The following is a 17,222-nucleotide window of genomic DNA, read 5'->3' as shown; positions in this document are numbered from 1 at the left end:
TCCTGTCTTTTCTATTGGCAATTGAATTGGCAGGCTTTATTTTGCTCTTCACTAACCTCAAGCCCATTGCCTGGAATATTTGATACTAAAATTGAGTTTCTTAAAGGAGTTGGTCCTCAAAGAGCCGCTCTGATCAATAAGGAATTGAATATATTCACCTATGGGGAGCTTCTTCAGCATTACCCTTTTCGCTACGAGGACAGAACGCAATTTTTTAAGATCAAGGAACTTGCCCCCAACCTTGAGAACGTTCAGATAGTCGCCAAAATAAAAAGAGTAGAATTAATTGGAATGGGCAATAAGCGTAGGCTTGTTGCTTATGTGGGAGACGAAACTGGGGAGATGGAAATGACCTGGTTCAAAGGAATCCAATGGGTTCAGAAAAAGTTACCCACAGGGGCAGTTTATATCTTTTTTGGGAAGCCGGCAAGATTTGGAAGTAAATGGAGCATAGCCCATCCCGAAATGGAACCCCTGAGCTCTGCTAACGAGAAGCGAAATAATTTTCAGCCTGTTTATTCCACAACAGATAAACTCCGGGCTCGATTCCTGGATTCCAGAGGAATTTCTAAAATCATGGAGGTGCTTTTGCATGCCTGTTTCTCTCAAATCCATGAAACACTTCCATTAGAAATCCTCCAGCAATATCAGTTGATCGGTAAACAAGAGGCCATTCGACAAATCCACTTTCCTACAAAACCTGATCTACTGCAAAGAGCTAGAAAGCGGTTGAAATTTGAGGAATTCTTTTTTCTCCAACTGAGGTTGCTGATGATGAAAGTCACAAGAACCGAAAAGTTCAAAGGACAGGTCCTGAGTAATACAGAACTACTGACTGAATTCTATCAAAATCACATTCCTTTCGAACTTACCAATGCTCAAAAAAGGGTGATTCGGGAAGCTTTCGCTGATTTGAAGTCTGGTAAGCAGATGAACCGACTGATCCAAGGCGATGTGGGCAGTGGGAAAACCATGGTTGCCTTTATTTGTATGCTGATTGCTATTGGATCCGGAGCTCAGGCATGCTTGATGGCTCCTACTGAAATCCTGGCAAATCAGCATTATGAAGGCTTGAAAGAGTTTGCAGATATGATGGGTTTAGAAATTGATATTCTAACCGGTTCAGTAAAAAAGTCCAAGCGAAAAGTCATTCACGAAAAGCTTCTTTCTGGAGAACTGAAAATATTGATTGGAACGCATGCCCTTTTGGAAGATATTGTTCAGTTTCAAAACTTGGGGCTAGCTATAGTGGATGAGCAGCATAGGTTTGGAGTAGCTCAGAGAGCAAAACTATGGGCAAAAACAAAGAGTTTATCCCACATGTCCTGGTCATGACTGCAACACCCATCCCGAGAACACTGGCCATGACTCTCTATGGAGACCTTGATGTATCAGTAATCGATGAGCTCCCAGCAGGGCGAAAACCCATTCAAACGGTGCATCGCTATGACAAGGACCGGCTAAAAGTCTTTGGCTTTATCAATGAAGAAATCAAAAAAGGAAGGCAAGTTTACATAGTCTATCCATTGATTCAGGAGTCAGCAAAACTTGACCTAAAAAACCTCATGGATGGCTTCGAAAGTATCGCTAGGGCCTTTCCTCAATATCCATTGAGCATCGTCAATGGTGACATGAAGGCTGAAGATAAGGATTATGAAATGCAGCGTTTTGTGAAAGGGGAAACCAAAATCATGGTAGCTACTACTGTGATTGAGGTAGGGGTCAATGTGCCAAATGCTTCTGTGATGATCATTGAAAATGCAGAGCGATTTGGCCTATCTCAACTGCATCAGCTTAGAGGAAGAGTAGGTAGAGGGGCAGAACAGAGTTATTGTGTGTTAATGAGCAAATACGAGCTTTCTAAAGAAGGTAGAATTCGTCTTGACACCATGGTTAGAACCAATGATGGTTTTGAGATTGCCGATGTAGATTTACGGCTTAGGGGACCGGGAGATCTGATGGGAACTCAACAAAGTGGTATTACAGATTTATTGATCGCAGACCTGAGCAAAGATGCTCCAATTTTGACTTTGGCTAGAGATGCAGCACAGCAGTTGTTGGCAAAAGATGCAAGTTTGAGTTTACCCGAAAACGCTCCGGTTCTTAGACAGGTAAAGCAGCAGAAGAAAACAGCTGTGAATTGGAGTAGGATTTCATAGAAATTGAAAAATTGAGTTTCACCTTTATTTAAAATCTAATAGGTAATATATCAGGTCAAGTTTTATTTCTTTTTCGAAAACAAGCCTGCAATCCTTCTAAAAATTGCCTTTTCCTTCTCCCAGAAGAAGCTAAATTGCCCAAAAATAAAACCATAAATCAGCAAAAAAATCTGATAAAGAGGCAGCACCAATAAGAGATAAAGAAAGGTATTCCAAAAACCTCCTTTTTCCACACCAAAGAAATCCAATATCGGGGCTTTGATAAAAAGTATGGTAAATCCAGTACAAGCAAAAACAACCAAAACCAATACTACTTGGAAAATACTATTCAATTGCCACTTGGCTTGAAGTCTTTCTAAGAATCCTTTGCGGTCTTTTGGTTCTGGCATATGCAAAAGTAATAGAATGAATCTAAATAAAAGAGCCGGCACAAGGCCGGCTTTTTATTTTACCAAGAAAATAAATCAGTATTCAATTTCTGTAAAGCTTCATTTTTGTACTTCGCATCGATCAGAAGAGAAACATTGTGTCTACTTCCACCATAAGACACCATCCTTACCGGTATATCTTCTAAGGCATCCATTACAGCCTTGATCACACCTTTCGTTTCCGAAATCTCATTTCCCACGATACAAACAATGGCTTGATTTTTATCTACTTCTACAGACCCCAAAGCATCTAATTCGCCCAGGATTTGATCCAAATGAGTTAAATCATCAATCGTAACAGATACTGCGACCTCTGAGGTCGTAATCATATCTATTGGAGTCTTATATTTCTCAAATATTTCAAAAACCCTTCTCAGGAATCCATAAGCCAATAACATGCGGCTTGATTTGATTTTGATAGCTGTGATTCCATCCTTAGCAGCAATAGCTTTGACACCAATCGCATCTACCTCCGCTTTGATTAGGGTTCCTTGAGCTTCAGGCTGCATGGTATTCAACAACTTCACCGGCACATTGTATAGTTGAGCAGGCCAAATAGAAGCTGGGTGTAGAATTTTCGCGCCGAAATAAGCCAACTCCGCTGCTTCATCGAAGGACAGTGCTGCAATTGGCCGAGTTTTATCTACAATTCGTGGATCATTGTTATGCATTCCATCGATATCCGTCCAAATCTCACATGCAGAAGCCTGAATTGCAGAAGCTATTAAAGAAGCTGTATAATCACTTCCTCCTCGCTTCAGGTTATCCACTTCATTTCTATGGTTTTTACAGATATATCCCTGTGTGACAAAAAGAGTTTCATCAGAATAATCCGCCAAAATACTCTTCAATTTTTCAGAAATCTTTCCTAACTCCGGCTCTGAGTTTTCATCAATACTCATAAAATCCAGAGCTGGAAGGAAAACTGCAGGAATCTGAAGCTCTTCTAAAAGTGTGTAGAAGAGCTTGGTTGATAATAATTCTCCCTGAGCCAAAATATCTCTGTTGATAGCTTCATTGAAAGAAATTTTCAAAAGAATATTCAAAAACTCAAAGTGCTCTTTGATAATCCCTTCAGCCTTAGCTCTCGCTTCATCAGATTTCAAAAGCTCCTTATAAAAAACCAGGTAATGAGCATTGAGCTCATCAATTCTCTGTTTTGCTAATTCCTTATCAGCTGCTGCTAAAGCTTCACCAATTCCAACCAATGCATTGGTCGTACCGGAAAGAGCAGAAAGGACAACAATTCTGGGTTCATCTCCCATGGTCACCAGGTCCTTTACCTGATGCATTCGCTCGGGGCGACCCACGGAGGTCCCACCGAATTTCATGATTTTCATAATAGGTTTATTCTATAGGTTTGTAAGCGTATTAAAATCCAAGCATTTTCACAGCAGTGATCGCTGCTTCATCACCTTTGTTGCCATGCTTTCCACCAGCACGGTCTAGTGCCTGCTGCTGAGTATTGGGTGTCAACACTCCAAAAATCACAGGCTTATTATATTTCAATGAGACATTGGTAATCCCATGAGCTACGGCATCACAGATGAAATCAAAATGCTTCGTCTCTCCTTGGATCACACAGCCTAAACAAATCACTGCGTCAATGCTTTCCTCTTGTGCCAACCACTGAGCTGCTAAAGTAAGCTCAAAAGAGCCTGGAACATTTTTACGGATGATATTATCCTTCTTGGCTCCATTTTCAAGCAATGTCTGTAATGCGCCAGAATATAAAGCTTCTGTTACTTCTTCATTCCACTCTGAAACGATGATTCCAAAAGTCTTGGACCCCATGTCGGTTACGTTTTTTGAGGAATGGGCGCTGAGGCTTTTTAAGGAAGTTGCCATATTGGTCTTTTATTAAAGAGGTTTAAACAAAAAAAGAGTAAGACTTTTGGCCTTACTCTTCATAGTATGCTTTGATAAGCAGCATTACTTAGCGGCAAGGCCTTCTAATCGTGCCTTGTGTTTTCGTGCTGCAGAAAACTCGTAAGATTCAAAATACTTCTCCTCGATTTCAGCATAAGCATCAATCGCGTCTTGAATTTGACCAGCTTTTTCATAGGCAATAGCCAACTTGGTCAAATATCTTGGAGTAAAATATTTATTTGGTTCGTAAGATGCTGCTTGACTAAATAAGGAAATCGCCTTATCTGTATTTCCCAGCTCCAAATAAGCATCACCCGTCAAGGCATATGCTTGAGCCTGGATTAAATAGTCATCTGCAGAAAACTGCTCTAAATGGTTAATCGCATTATCGAAATTCTTTTCAGATAAATAGATCGATCCAATATAGAAGTGAGCCAAGTTAGCAGCCTCAGTGTTTGGATACTCATCCACAATAGACAAAAAGCCTTGGTTGATTCCGTCTCCATTCAAAGCAAAATCTGTTGAATCTTGCTCATAGAAGTACACTGCCTGAAACATTTCTGCTTGGGCTTCTTTGTTTTTATTCGCTGTATTGTACTGGAAAAACAGAATCCCTCCGATCAAAATGATCGCGGCGACCAATACGCCTCCCAATACCTTACTGTTTTTCTTTAAAAAAACTTCCCCTTGGGTCAATCTGTCTGCGATCTCTTCTGGTTTTTCCAGAAGATCAGACTGATGATGAGGTTCTGCTTTTTTGGATTGTTTTGTTGCCATGATACTCAAATTTCGACCGCAAATATACGCTTTTTATGAATTCCACAAAGATTAATAAAACATTCATCTTGAGATAGCCCATATCAAGGCCTCAGAAATGCTTAAGTTTCACATTATCAAGTAAAACCTAGTGCTTCACTAACTACTAAAAGGTGATTTTATGTGGAACAGGGTGTTAGCAATGTACTTTTATGATAATAGATTTTATAATTTTTCCAATAAAAAAGCCATGAAGTGCCTTACTTCATGGCTTTTTGGAAGTTCAACTATATCTCTATTCCATTACGAAAGGATAATCCTCCTGAACGTAAACATCTTTAAATGCATCTTGTCCATCAGGCCAAGGAGATTCTTCAGCAAATTTCACAGCATCGGTTACTTTTTTCTTAACCTTATCTACGATCTCTTTAATCTCATCTTCTGAAAGAATCTTGTTATCCTGAATTGTTTTCAAGACCTGTTCTACTGGATCACGCTGCTTGTACTCCTCTACTTCCTCTTTGGTTCTATATTTTTGAGGATCTGACATAGAGTGTCCTTTGTATCTGTAGGTTCTCATTTCAAGCAATGTTGGTCCGTCACCTCTTTTTGCTCGATCAGCTGCTTCTGCTACTGCCTCATGAACAGCTTCTACATTCATTCCGTCAACTGCGAAAGAAGGCATATCATAAGATTCACCTAGCGTAGAAAGGTCATCTACATTAGAAGAACGCTTCACAGCAGTACCCATTGCGTAACCGTTGTTTTCAATCACAAAGATCACAGGAGTTTTATAAAGCATCGCCAGGTTCATTGCCTCATGAAAAGCTCCTTGACGAACAGCACCATCCCCCATGTAACAAATACATAGATTTTTGGAGCCTTTGTATTTTTCAGCAAAACCAATCCCGAGACCCATTGGCACCTGAGCACCTACGATCCCATGGCCTCCCATGAAGTTTTTTTCTTTATCAAAAATGTGCATGGACCCTCCTTTACCTTTGGTGGTACCCGTAGCCTTCCCGAAAAGTTCAGCCATTACAGCACCTGGGTCAGTCCCCAACCCTAATGGGTGGGCATGACAACGGTAAGCAGTTATCCACTTATCGTCTTTTTCCAATGCGGTGATCGCTCCGGATGCACATGCTTCCTGTCCAATATATAAATGACAGAATCCTCTGATTTTTTGTTGACCATAAAGTTGTCCAGCTTTTTCTTCAAACCTCCTCATTAAGAGCATGCTCTCATACCAATAAGAATAGGTTTCTTTCGAATATTTTACTTTAGACTTGGTCGCTGCAGTTTTCTTTGCCATATCGTAATGATCAAAATATGCTATTTTAGGCCTCAAATATAATCATCCCGACCTAAAAATCAGGCTGCCGCCGAAATAATTCCCCAATCTCATGCACCTCAAGTCTCTGGATCTCTTACAATTTAAAAATCATGAGAAGACCCAACTGGTGTTTTCACCCCAGATCAATTGCATCGTAGGCCTCAACGGCAGTGGTAAAACCAATATTTTGGACGGTATACATTACTTGTCTTTGACAAAAAGTGCAGTGCAATCCAGTGATAGTTTAAATGTGCTGCATGATAAAGATTTCTTTGCTATCAAAGGACATTTTGAAATCGAAAGCAAGCCTTTAGAAGTTCGCTGTACTGTGGAGCTAGGCAAGAAAAAGCAGATCTTTCAAAATGGCAAAGCACTTGACAAGACCTCCGAACATGTAGGTCTCCTTCCCTTAGTATTGATTGCTCCAGATGATACCGACTTGATTAGAGGAGGAAGTGATGGAAGAAGAAAATTCTTTGATGGCTTATTATCCCAATTGGATCGAAATTACTTAAATCAACTGATCCGGTACCATCATTTCTTAAAGCAAAGAAATGCCCTATTGAAAAAATTTGCAGAAACAGGAAGAAGAGATCTCACGCTTCTAGGAAGCTATGACGAGGAAATGATCATCTTGAGCAAAGCTATTGCAACAAGACGTGCTGAATTATTAGAGGAAGTGGCTCCTATGCTTCAGTCCCATTATGCTGCAATCTCTCAAGGGCAGGAAAAAGTGACCATTGTTTATGAAACTGAAGCCTTGCGAGAAGATTTCTCTAACTACTTCTCCAGTCTGAGAAAAAAGGATTTTATCACCAAAAATTCCAATGCCGGTATCCATAAAGATGATTATAGCTTTTTAATAGGTGATCATCCCATTCGAAAGATTGGAAGTCAAGGCCAGCAAAAGTCTTTCATCATTTCCTTGAAGTTGGCGCAATTTCAAATCTTCGAGAATGCTAAAGGTGAAAAACCACTTCTTTTATTAGATGATATTTTTGACAAGTTAGATGACACTCGGATTGCGCAGATGATGCAACTGATCTCCCAGCATACATTTGGGCAGATATTCCTAACAGATGCCCGACCGGAACGCTCACAAAAAATACTATCCCAATTGGATAGCGAAGTTTTTTTCTTTGAACTGGAAAAAGGGAATGTGATTAAATAAAAAAAGAGGCCGAAGCCTCTTTATTATTTCCTACCAAAGTTTGGAAGGGTATTCTCCTTGTTCATGCAACTCTTTTAATGCCTTAATCACTACTGGCTTATCATCTGAGTAAGTTACTCCAAACCATATTTTACCACCTTTGAGGATATCAAAAGCAGCCTCGCCTGATTGGATCAGGTTGTTGGCAACGGTAGGGATATAAAATTCAGATTTCAAATTCTCCATATTGGCAGGTAGGAATTCACTCCACATCTTTTCAATATCAGAAAATACATCCTGATGAAATCCCCAGAAATTCATACTAACAGGCGTGTTTTCAGGGATTTCAAAAACTTCCCCTTCACCTCTACTTAGAATTTTTCCGTCTTCTCTTGCGATGGATGTTCGCTCTACCATACCAATTAGCTGGCCTTTTTCATTGGTTTCACACACTCCCCGGCTAACAGTCCCATTTTCAGAAAGTACATCTTGCACAGCATAACCAACCATTGCATGGCGATCGGGCTTAACCTCTGACATCAAAAATTTAGCGATCTCTTGGAATGCTTCTTTCCCGTAAAAATCATCTGCATTGATCACTGCAAAAGGCTCTTTGATTGCATCCTTGGCACAAAGAACAGCATGTGCTGTCCCAAACGGTTTCTTCCTGTCAGCTTGTAATAAGTTTTCTGGAACATGACTTTGCAGTGTCTGAACGACAAAATCAAGCTCAATCTTATCTGCCATTTTTGGGATAAACATCTCCTTAGCTTCTTCAAGGATCTCCTTCCTGACGATAAAAACTACTTTTCCAAAGCCTGCATTGATTGCATCGTATATAGAATACTCAAGAATAGTTTCTCCATTAGGTCCAAAGCCATCGATCTGCTTATCGCCTCCATATCTGCTCCCCATTCCGGCAGCAAGTACTAAAAGTGTTGGTTTCTGAATCATAGTTAATTAATAATCTGATGGCAAAAATAATTTTTTATTCACGGGACACAAATTCAAAAAATCATCATTTTCATTAATTGCAGCTATTGAAACACCCTGAATTTTAAAAAAAATCACTTCTAAACGCTCATCACTAAGTTTTTTAACCCACAAATTTCCTGAATTATGTTTCTTTTGATTTTCTCAGTTAAAAAAATAACTTGGTATTGATTTAGATTTAATTTTTCTATTACCTTCATGCCGATATTTCAATAAACCACTAAACCCATTGTGAAAAATGAAAAAAATCGAGGCAATCATTCGGACTTCACGATTTGAGCAGATCCATTCTTGCGTGGCAGGATTGGGCGTGAAGTTCTTGACCTTTTATGAAGTGAAAGGGATGGGATTGGAGCATGCAAAGCAGCAAACCTATAGAGGTGTTGCTTATGAACCAACCTACATTCCAAGAACCAAATTGGAAATAGTCACTGTAGACGAATTGGTAGAACCCGTAATCAACTGCATCCTAACAGAAGGTAAAACTGGAGAGGTTGGTGATGGGAAAATCTTTGTCTATGATGTTTTGGAAGCTCATAGAATCCGAAATAACGACCAAGGCGAACAAGCGCTTTAATTCTATCATTTTCACTCAAAGACAATCAAACCTATGCAAGAATTATTTACCGTCAATAATCTCTGGATGATGGTGGCCACTACGATGGTCTTTATCATGCACTTGGGATTTGCCAGTTTGGAAGCTGGCTTGACAAGGCAAAAAAACACGGTTAACATACTATTTAAAAACACGATTATTCCAGCAATCGGACTTTTAACCTACGCATTTGTAGGGTTTAATTTAATGTACCCAGGATCTGATTATGCAGGATCCTTCTTTGGATTTGCAGGATTTGGACTTCCTCTTCCTGAAGGTTGGGACACCAGCAATTATAATGAAGGTTACACCTTCTTTACAGACTTTATCTTTCAGGCCATGTTTGCGGCTACTGCAGCTACGATTGTATCAGGTGCGGTAGCAGAACGTGTAAAATTAGGCCCATTCATCTTTTTCTCCATTTTATATGTAGCGATCTGTTATCCTATCGTGGGCATGTGGAAATGGGGAGGTGGGTTCCTTGATGCGCTTTCTACCCCATTCTACGATTTTGCAGGTTCCACAATTGTCCACTCTGTCGGTGGTTGGGGAGCATTGGTTGGAGCTACCTTATTAGGTCCAAGAATTGAAAAATACACAGAAAGAGGAATGAAAGCTATCCCTGGACATAACATCCCAATGGCTACAGTAGGCGTATTCTTGCTTTGGTTTGGATGGTTTGGATTCAACGGTGGATCTGTATTAAGTGCAGACCCTGGCTTAGTTTCTAAAGTATTTGTGACCACATGTATCGCGGCTTCAGCAGGAGCTTTCGGAGCATTAATAATTTCTTATTTGAAGTTTAAGACCTATGATATCACCATGGTACTTAATGGTATTCTTGCAGGCCTTGTAGGAATTACAGCAGGTGCTGATCAAATGGGCGTAGGAGAATCTGCTATCATCGGATTCGTTGGAGGAGCATTGATCGTCTTCGCGGTTGTTTTCTTCGACAAAGTTAAAATTGACGATCCAGTAGGAGCCATCTCTGTTCACTTGGTAGGAGGTATCTGGGGAACTTTAGCAGTAGGCATCTTCGGTGACCTTGCAGGAATGAGTCAATTTGTTTCCCAATTAATCGGGGTTGCAGCTGTAGGAGTATTTTGTGTAGCCTTTAGCTGGATCATTTTCTTCACTTTGAAAAAGACCATTGGAATTAGAGTCCCTGAAAATGAAGAAACCGAAGGATTGGATATCAATGAACACTCTATGAGTGCTTATCCTGACTTTTCAACAAAAGATTAAAAATAATACTACCACAAACCACCAACCAAAGAAAAGCCCCGGACCTTTAATGGAATGGGGCTTTTATCATTTTTAAGCTGGAACAAAACATCGATTGAGCGTACTTTGGTGCACATTACCAAATTTAGCATAGCACCAATTTCTAAAATCTTCTAGCTCATCAGGTAAAATAAGCTTCAGGCCTTTCCTCAATTCACGCTCAAACAAATATGTACTAAAGCTGACTTTTTGTAGGATGGTCTTCACATATTCTATCATAGTTTAAAGAGTTTAGGGTTTATTAACTGAAATTATCTAGAAGTACGGATGGTTTTCTCCGTTTGTTACGTTAATTAAGACATCTTAAAAAAGAATATTTCCTAATTTCGCAACCATGATAAAAACGATTCTTCAAACAACTTTGGTATGCATGACTTTACTATTTTTTAGTAAAGCCCATGCCCAGGATGTTCAAATCGAACTGGGCCCCGATGAAATTGGATTGAATGAAACATTTACTATTAAAGTAACCTTATCAAATGACAAAATAAAATCCTACGATCAGTTTCCTGAAATACCAAGCTTTCAAAAGCAGGGGATTTCGCAATCTTCTTCCATGAACCTGATCAATGGACAAATGAGTAGTTCCAACAGTATTATCCAATACTATAAACCTACTCGAAAAGGAAACTTCAGTTTACCCTCATTTGAGGTCACAATAAATGGACAAGCCTATTCATCTCAAGGGAAAACCATTACCGTAGGAGATGCTCAGTCTTCTGCAAGCAGAGCCCAGGATCCTTTTGCAGATTTCTTTGGTAGGTCTGCAGTGGAGGAACCTGAGTATGTAGAAGTCGATGACGATGCTTTCTTTTCTTTGGCAGTAGATAAAGAGGAGGTTTATGTAGGTGAAGGATTTAACCTCACTTTGGCATTTTATATGTCTGAAACGAACCAAGCCCCATTTCAATTTTATGAGCCCGGCAGGCAATTGGATGAGATTCTCAAAAAAGTAAAACCAAAAGAAGTTTGGGAGGAAAATTATAATATCACCAATATCGAGCCTGAGCAGGTAACCATCAATGGAAAACGCTGGGTACGATACAAAGTATTTGAAGCTACATTTTTCCCATTTTCAGAAGGTGAAATCGAAGTTCCTCCGATTTCCTGGGAAATGATAAAGTACAAAGTGGCTAAAAACCCGACCTTCTTTGGTGCCAATCGTCAGGAAGATTTCAAGACCTTTTATTCCAGCGCTAAAAAAATCAAAGTAAAACCTCTACCTCCACATCCTCTTAAGAATGATGTAAGCGTTGGTGAGTACCAAATCAGGGAAAACATCAAAAACATTGAAGTGGAAACTGGACAGGGTTTTGACTACAGCTTTGGAATCAGCGGTGTAGGGAATATCAATGCGATTCAAGCTCCCAGAAAGATTTCTACCACCAATTTAAATACTTATGACCCCAATGTCCGCCAACAAATCAACCGTGGATATGGGCGAGTTTCTGGAATCAAGGAGTTTAATTATTACATCACAATCAATGAAGCAGGTGATGTAAATTTGGCAGATCATTTTGAATGGATTTATTTTGACCCAGCAAGAGCTGTGTATGATACGCTGAGACCCCAAGCTGCAATTAAGGTTGTAGGAGAAAGTAAAGTAAACCAAGCCTTATCCAATCAACGATTAGGAGGGCTATATGATCGAATCGATGTTGAAGATAATCGGTTTTTAAACGAGCAATATAAATACTATTTTACCACAGCGATCAACATGCTTTTGTTAGCAGCCGTCATTTTATTGGCAATTTTGATCATAAGAAAGAAATAATGGGTAATACATTTGGTAAGCTATTCAAGATCACCACTTTTGGTGAATCTCATGGAGTAGCTTTAGGAGTAATTTTGGAAGGCTGTCCGGCAGGACTTCCTATTGATGAAGAGAAGATTCGTCTGGAAATGCAAAGGAGAAAACCTGGACAATCCAAAATCACTACGCAACGAAAAGAAGAGGATGAAATCGAGGTGCTTTCTGGAGTTTTTGAAGGAAAATCAACTGGAACACCTATAGGGATTGTCATCCGAAATGCAGACCAAAAGAGTAAAGACTATTCTCATATTGCTGATAAATTTCGTCCCTCCCATGCAGATTACACTTATTTTGAAAAGTATGGGATTAGAGATTACCGTGGTGGAGGAAGAAGTAGTGCTCGCGAAACTGCAGCCAGAGTAGCAGCTGGAGCAATAGCTAAGCAATTGTTAGATCATTATGGCATCAATTTACAAGCATTTGTCACTCAGGTAGGCGAACTCAAACTAGAGAAACCCTATCAGGAAATGAACTTGGCTTCAGCAGAAGATAATATTATCAGATGCCCAGATCCTGAGATGGCAGACAAAATGATCCAGTTGATTGATTCGGTAAGACTTGATCGGGACACCATAGGCGGTGTCGTTACCTGTGTAATCCAAAATACTCCTGCTGGGATTGGAGAGCCTGTTTTTGATCGATTACATGCCGAACTAGGCAAAGCGATGCTTAGCATCAATGCAGTAAAAGGTTTTGAATACGGCAGTGGCTTTGAGGGTGTGAAAATGAGAGGCTCAGATCATAATGACACTTTTGTCAAAGAGGGTGACCATATCAAAACAGCGACGAATCATTCTGGCGGAATCCAAGGTGGAATTTCCAACGGAGAAGATATTTATTTCCGTGTGGCTTTCAAACCAGTGGCAACGATTATGAAAGATCAGGACTCTGTCAATGAGTCTGGAGAATCTGTAACCGTTTCGGGTAAAGGTCGACATGATCCCTGTGTAGTGCCAAGAGCGGTACCGATTGTGGAAGCAATGGCGGCCTTGGTAATAGCTGATTATATATTATTGGCAAAAAGCAATAAACTGTAAGTTTTTAAAAGCCTAATACATGTTGAAAAAAATACCCTTACACACTCAAATCATCATAGGCCTAGTCCTGGGTTTAATCTTTGGATTAGTGGTGATCAAAACTGCTATCCCTAATTCATTCACTCTGGATTACATAAAACCTATAGGAACGATCTTTATCAACTCCCTGAAAATGATCGCTGTTCCCTTGGTTTTCGCCTCACTGATTGTAGGGGTTTCCAACTTAGGAGATATTTCAAAATTAAGTCGAATTGGTGGTAAAACGATATTAACCTATTTACTGACTACGGTGGTAGCTATTTCCATCGGTCTAATTCTGGTAAATATCTTTGCTCCAGGTAAAAGCTTACCTCCAGAAACCAGGGAAAGCTTAATGACTTTGTATGAGGGGGATGCTGGTTCTAGAGTAGGACAGGCAGCCGAACTACAACAGCAAAGTCCATTACAGCCTTTGGTAGATATTGTACCACAAAACGTTTTCCAAGCAGCAACAGACAATGGAGCCATGCTTCAGGTTGTTTTCTTTGCAATTATCGTCGGAGTTTCCTTATTGAAGATTCAGAAATCCAAAGCAGAACCCGTCATAGCATTCTTCGACGGAATGAATGATGTGATCATACAAATAGTTAATTACATCATGCTGATTGCCCCTTATGGTGTTTTTGCTTTGATGGCATCACTAATAGTGGAGATTGCTGGAGATAATCCAGAATCTGCAGTTCAATTGCTTCTAGCTTTATTGAAATATAGCTTGGTCGTGGTAGCAGGGTTATTTACCATGATATTGGTAATTTATCCTTCCATTTTAATGTCTTTCACCAAAGTGAAATACAAGGATTTTTTCAAAGCAATTCGCCCAGCTCAACTATTGGCGTTTTCCACAAGTTCAAGTTCTGCAACATTACCCGTGACCATGAAGCAGGTAGAAGAAGAGCTTGGAGTTTCTGAAGAGATTTCAAGTTTCGTGCTTCCCTTGGGAGCTACCGTCAACATGGACGGTACAAGTCTCTATCAAGGTGTTGCAGCAGTATTCATTGCTCAGGCATTAGGAATGGACTTGACCCTTACACAGCAATTGATGATCGTATTAACAGCCACTTTAGCTTCCATTGGGTCTGCAGGTGTGCCTGGAGCAGGATTGATTATGCTAATCATTGTTCTTGAATCTATTGGTGTCCCAGCGGCTGGCATTGCCCTGATCATTGCTCCTGATAGAATATTGGATATGTTTAGAACGGTCGTAAATGTTACTGGAGATGCGACGGTTTGTACCATCGTGGCAAGCACAGAAGGAGAACTTCCTGATGGATTAATCAGAAAGTCTAATCCATTGACCCCCAATCAATAGACCACACTAGTATAAAAAATAGGAAAGCCTGGCTCTATTCAGAACCAGGCTTTTTTCGTGTATTGAAATCACTTATTTCAAGCTTCCAGTCATATCTTCTGGACGTACCCACTCATCAAACTGCTCAGAGGTTAACAAGTCTAATGCGATCGCTGCTTCTCTAAGACTTGTCCCTTCTTTGTGCGCTTTCTTGGCAATAGCTGCTGCATTTTCATATCCGATATGAGTATTCAATGCTGTTACAAGCATCAGGGAATTCTCAAGATGTCTTTTGATCATCGGCATGTTTGGCTTAATACCCACAGCACAATTATCATTGAAGGAAACGCAAGCATCTCCAATCAATCTTGCAGACTGTAAGAAGTTTGCTGCGATCAATGGCTTAAATACGTTCAATTCAAATTGTCCTGTCGCTCCACCAATAGTAATCGCTACATCATTTCCCATTACTTGAGCTGCCACCATGGTCAAGGCTTCCACCTGAGTAGGATTTACTTTTCCTGGCATGATAGAAGAACCCGGCTCATTTTCAGGAATCAAGATCTCACCGATTCCTGATCTAGGTCCTGAAGAAAGCATTCTAATGTCATTGGCAATTTTCATCAAGCTAACAGCAACTTGCTTTAGCGCACCATGAGTTTCTACCATAGCATCATGAGCCGCTAGTGCTTCAAATTTATTAGGTGCTGTAACAAATGGCTGATCCGAAATTTCAGCAATCTTTTTAGCCACTAATTCAGAGTACCCGGCGGGTGTATTCAAACCAGTTCCCACTGCAGTACCTCCTAAAGCTAACTCAGAAAGATGTGATAAGGTGTTTTTGATCGCTCTGATTCCATGATCAAGTTGAGCTACATAACCACTAAATTCTTGTCCTAGAGTAAGAGGTGTAGCATCCATGAAGTGCGTTCTACCAATCTTCACCACCTCTTGGAAAGATTCAACTTTCGACTGAAGCGTGTTTCTCAACTTCTCCATTCCTGGCAATGTGGTTTCCACAACCATTTTGTAGGCAGCGATATGCATGGCCGTTGGAAAAGTATCATTGGAAGACTGAGATTTATTTACATCATCGTTGGGATGGATTTTCTTTTTGGCATCCTCAAGAGAACCACCCAATTTCACGTGAGCTCTATAAGCAATCACTTCGTTGGTATTCATATTAGACTGGGTACCAGAACCAGTTTGCCAAACAACTAGTGGAAACTGATCATCTAATTTACCTTCCAGGATTTCATCACAAACTGAAGCAATTGCATCAGCTTTTGTGGAATCTAAAACGCCAAGCTCTGCATTGGTAAAAGCAGCAGCTTTTTTCAATATTGCAAAAGCACGAATAATTTCGATGGGCATTTGATTTTTTTCTCCACCAATTTTGAAATTATTGATAGATCTCTGAGTTTGGGCGCCCCAGTATTTGTCAGCAGGCACCTCTACAGGCCCCATCGTGTCTTTCTCGATACGTATGCTCATTATTTTAGGAATTTTTTATTGGTTATCGGGCGCTAAATTAAGCTATTAGCGGCTTTTTTCCTTGAAAGCAGGAGATTAATCCTTTAACTGGAAATTGATCAATTTGTAAAAAATCGCTCGGGAAGCTTTCAACTGCCTATTAAAAAAATAAAGTGCCAATCCATAATTAAGAATGGCCAACAATAAGCAAATACCTCCATAGAAATAGTTTTGATCCACTCCAAAATAATAGCCAGTGAAGCTCAATAAAACCAAACTCCAAAAAGCCAGAAAAAAGATGGCTCCGGGGAACAATCTATACTTCAAAAAAATGATGCTCCCTCTAGGGGTTTCCTCCACATGACCCAGCACCAAAGGAAGGAAGGTATCTCCTTTATCTACTTTTCTTGAAATTCTAAAGCCTTTTTGCCCCACCATCCCATTAAATAAGATAGTATGATCCCCACGAGTCCTTACATCCAGGTAATTAACCTCGGCTGTTACCCGAATTAAATGCCCCAAGACCTCAGGTTTTGAAAGGGCACTTACTAGTGTTTCACTATGGTAGGGCAATAGGTTCAAATCGATTTATTTAGTTGCAATACAGGATATTTCCACATTTACATTTTTTGGAAGCTTACTTACTTCAACTGTTTCTCTGGCCGGAGGGTTTGTTTTGAAGTATTGCCCATAAGCGTCATTGATCGTACCAAACTCATCCATACTTTTGATAAAAATCGTGCATTTTACCACATCTGAAAAGGAAAAACCTGCCGCCCTCAACACTGCCTCGAGATTTTTCATCACCGCATGTGTCTCTTCGGTAATGTTTTCATTAATCAATTCACCGGTATCAGGGTCCAAGGGGATTTGGCCTGAAACATAAAGGGTATTTCCTGCCAATACGGCCTGAGAATAGGGTCCGATAGGAGCAGGAGCTTCTTTTGTGTAAATAATCTGATTTGCCATGGGTATTATTCTAATTCTAAATTGGTAATCTTT

16 protein-coding genes and 1 pseudogene are annotated in these 17,222 nt (G+C 40.0%); 7 read left to right on the top strand and 10 right to left on the bottom strand.

Translation table 11 applies throughout. The annotated features are described in order from the left end of the window. Nucleotides 1–66: 66 nt before the first annotated feature. Nucleotides 67–2,159 (top strand): annotated as a pseudogene (gene recG, locus ALPR1_RS02700) (ATP-dependent DNA helicase RecG). 62 nt (nt 2,160–2,221) lie between these two features. Here the strand turns inward: recG and ALPR1_RS02695 are convergent. The 5 genes from ALPR1_RS02695 to pdhA all read right to left on the bottom strand — a co-directional run bounded on the left by ALPR1_RS02695 (nt 2,222) and on the right by pdhA (nt 6,527). Continuing rightward, entirely contained in the window at nt 2,222–2,548 is a 327-nt protein-coding gene (locus ALPR1_RS02695; RefSeq protein ID WP_008198249.1) for a DUF6787 family protein, read from the bottom strand. A gap of 59 nt (nt 2,549–2,607) precedes the next feature. Next, nucleotides 2,608–3,927, bottom strand: a complete 1,320-nt coding sequence (locus ALPR1_RS02690) for an aspartate kinase (protein WP_008198248.1) — start codon at nt 3,925–3,927, stop codon at nt 2,608–2,610. Between the two features lie 31 nt (nt 3,928–3,958). Continuing rightward, the gene (gene ribH, locus ALPR1_RS02685; protein WP_008198247.1) at nt 3,959–4,435 is read right to left on the bottom strand and encodes a 6,7-dimethyl-8-ribityllumazine synthase; all 477 of its coding nucleotides are present in this window, start codon (nt 4,433–4,435) and stop codon (nt 3,959–3,961) included. An 84-nt stretch (nt 4,436–4,519) separates the two neighbouring features. Then, a complete protein-coding gene (locus ALPR1_RS02680) occupies nt 4,520–5,233 on the bottom strand; it encodes a tetratricopeptide repeat protein (RefSeq protein WP_008198245.1) in 714 nt (237 codons plus the stop codon). A 274-nt stretch (nt 5,234–5,507) separates the two neighbouring features. Beyond that, nucleotides 5,508–6,527: a pyruvate dehydrogenase (acetyl-transferring) E1 component subunit alpha gene (gene pdhA, locus ALPR1_RS02675; protein WP_008198243.1), complete on the bottom strand. Its 1,020-nt coding sequence runs from the start codon at nt 6,525–6,527 to the stop codon at nt 5,508–5,510. A 91-nt stretch (nt 6,528–6,618) separates the two neighbouring features. Here pdhA and recF point away from each other — a divergent pair, with 91 nt between their 5' ends. Further along, nucleotides 6,619–7,719: a DNA replication/repair protein RecF gene (recF, locus tag ALPR1_RS02670; RefSeq protein WP_008198242.1), complete on the top strand. Its 1,101-nt coding sequence runs from the start codon at nt 6,619–6,621 to the stop codon at nt 7,717–7,719. 30 nt (nt 7,720–7,749) lie between these two features. Here recF and ALPR1_RS02665 read toward each other — a convergent pair whose 3' ends face one another. Then, on the bottom strand, nt 7,750–8,652 hold the full coding sequence (locus tag ALPR1_RS02665) for a nucleotidyltransferase family protein (protein ID WP_008198240.1): 903 nt from the start codon (nt 8,650–8,652) through the stop codon (nt 7,750–7,752). 277 nt (nt 8,653–8,929) lie between these two features. Here ALPR1_RS02665 and ALPR1_RS02660 point away from each other — a divergent pair, with 277 nt between their 5' ends. Both ALPR1_RS02660 and ALPR1_RS02655 read left to right on the top strand, forming a co-directional pair. After that, nucleotides 8,930–9,268, top strand: coding sequence for a P-II family nitrogen regulator (locus ALPR1_RS02660; protein WP_008198238.1), 339 nt, complete (start codon nt 8,930–8,932; stop codon nt 9,266–9,268). Between the two features lie 33 nt (nt 9,269–9,301). After that, entirely contained in the window at nt 9,302–10,531 is a 1,230-nt protein-coding gene (locus tag ALPR1_RS02655) for an ammonium transporter (protein ID WP_008198237.1), read from the top strand. A 72-nt stretch (nt 10,532–10,603) separates the two neighbouring features. Here the strand turns inward: ALPR1_RS02655 and ALPR1_RS02650 are convergent, their stop codons facing one another. Further along, nucleotides 10,604–10,789: a hypothetical protein gene (locus ALPR1_RS02650; RefSeq protein ID WP_040302491.1), complete on the bottom strand. Its 186-nt coding sequence runs from the start codon at nt 10,787–10,789 to the stop codon at nt 10,604–10,606. A gap of 115 nt (nt 10,790–10,904) precedes the next feature. Here ALPR1_RS02650 and ALPR1_RS02645 point away from each other — a divergent pair, with 115 nt between their 5' ends. From ALPR1_RS02645 to ALPR1_RS02635, 3 genes are read left to right on the top strand one after another with little or no spacing between them, the layout of a single operon-like run. After that, nucleotides 10,905–12,344, top strand: a complete 1,440-nt coding sequence (locus ALPR1_RS02645; protein ID WP_008198235.1) for a BatD family protein — start codon at nt 10,905–10,907, stop codon at nt 12,342–12,344. Continuing rightward, on the top strand, nt 12,344–13,420 hold the full coding sequence (gene aroC / locus ALPR1_RS02640; protein WP_008198232.1) for a chorismate synthase: 1,077 nt from the start codon (nt 12,344–12,346) through the stop codon (nt 13,418–13,420). The genes ALPR1_RS02645 and aroC overlap by 1 nt, the downstream gene beginning before the upstream one ends. Before the next feature lie 19 nt (nt 13,421–13,439). Beyond that, nucleotides 13,440–14,768: a dicarboxylate/amino acid:cation symporter gene (locus ALPR1_RS02635; RefSeq protein WP_008198230.1), complete on the top strand. Its 1,329-nt coding sequence runs from the start codon at nt 13,440–13,442 to the stop codon at nt 14,766–14,768. A gap of 72 nt (nt 14,769–14,840) precedes the next feature. Here the strand turns inward: ALPR1_RS02635 and fumC are convergent, their stop codons facing one another. The 3 genes from fumC to ALPR1_RS02620 all read right to left on the bottom strand — a co-directional run bounded on the left by fumC (nt 14,841) and on the right by ALPR1_RS02620 (nt 17,189). Next, the gene (gene fumC / locus ALPR1_RS02630) at nt 14,841–16,241 is read right to left on the bottom strand and encodes a class II fumarate hydratase (protein ID WP_008198228.1); all 1,401 of its coding nucleotides are present in this window, start codon (nt 16,239–16,241) and stop codon (nt 14,841–14,843) included. 75 nt (nt 16,242–16,316) lie between these two features. Next, nucleotides 16,317–16,793, bottom strand: coding sequence for a hypothetical protein (locus ALPR1_RS02625; RefSeq protein WP_050776359.1), 477 nt, complete (start codon nt 16,791–16,793; stop codon nt 16,317–16,319). A 15-nt stretch (nt 16,794–16,808) separates the two neighbouring features. Continuing rightward, complete coding sequence (locus ALPR1_RS02620; RefSeq protein WP_008198224.1) at nt 16,809–17,189, bottom strand: RidA family protein; 381 nt, start codon at nt 17,187–17,189, stop codon at nt 16,809–16,811. Nucleotides 17,190–17,222: the final 33 nt, after the last annotated feature.

The sequence above is a fragment of the Algoriphagus machipongonensis genome, assembly GCF_000166275.1.
GTDB classification, from domain to species: Bacteria; Bacteroidota; Bacteroidia; order Cytophagales; family Cyclobacteriaceae; genus Algoriphagus; species Algoriphagus machipongonensis.
The sequence above is the reverse complement of the archived record's forward strand: the minus strand, read 5'-3'. Positions and strand labels throughout refer to the sequence as shown.

Coding starts and splice junctions, on each gene's coding strand:
- fumC (WP_008198228.1), bottom strand. CDS start 16,241: ATGAGCATACGTATCGAGAAAGACACGATGGGGCCTGTAGAGGTGCCT.
- ALPR1_RS02680 (WP_008198245.1), bottom strand. CDS start 5,233: ATGGCAACAAAACAATCCAAAAAAGCAGAACCTCATCATCAGTCTGAT.
- ribH (WP_008198247.1), bottom strand. CDS start 4,435: ATGGCAACTTCCTTAAAAAGCCTCAGCGCCCATTCCTCAAAAAACGTA.
- aroC (WP_008198232.1), top strand. CDS start 12,344: ATGGGTAATACATTTGGTAAGCTATTCAAGATCACCACTTTTGGTGAA.
- ALPR1_RS02635 (WP_008198230.1), top strand. CDS start 13,440: ATGTTGAAAAAAATACCCTTACACACTCAAATCATCATAGGCCTAGTC.
- ALPR1_RS02645 (WP_008198235.1), top strand. CDS start 10,905: ATGATAAAAACGATTCTTCAAACAACTTTGGTATGCATGACTTTACTA.
- ALPR1_RS02695 (WP_008198249.1), bottom strand. CDS start 2,548: ATGCCAGAACCAAAAGACCGCAAAGGATTCTTAGAAAGACTTCAAGCC.
- ALPR1_RS02655 (WP_008198237.1), top strand. CDS start 9,302: ATGCAAGAATTATTTACCGTCAATAATCTCTGGATGATGGTGGCCACT.
- pdhA (WP_008198243.1), bottom strand. CDS start 6,527: ATGGCAAAGAAAACTGCAGCGACCAAGTCTAAAGTAAAATATTCGAAA.
- ALPR1_RS02660 (WP_008198238.1), top strand. CDS start 8,930: ATGAAAAAAATCGAGGCAATCATTCGGACTTCACGATTTGAGCAGATC.
- recF (WP_008198242.1), top strand. CDS start 6,619: ATGCACCTCAAGTCTCTGGATCTCTTACAATTTAAAAATCATGAGAAG.
- ALPR1_RS02665 (WP_008198240.1), bottom strand. CDS start 8,652: ATGATTCAGAAACCAACACTTTTAGTACTTGCTGCCGGAATGGGGAGC.
- ALPR1_RS02690 (WP_008198248.1), bottom strand. CDS start 3,927: ATGAAAATCATGAAATTCGGTGGGACCTCCGTGGGTCGCCCCGAGCGA.
- ALPR1_RS02650 (WP_040302491.1), bottom strand. CDS start 10,789: ATGATAGAATATGTGAAGACCATCCTACAAAAAGTCAGCTTTAGTACA.
- ALPR1_RS02620 (WP_008198224.1), bottom strand. CDS start 17,189: ATGGCAAATCAGATTATTTACACAAAAGAAGCTCCTGCTCCTATCGGA.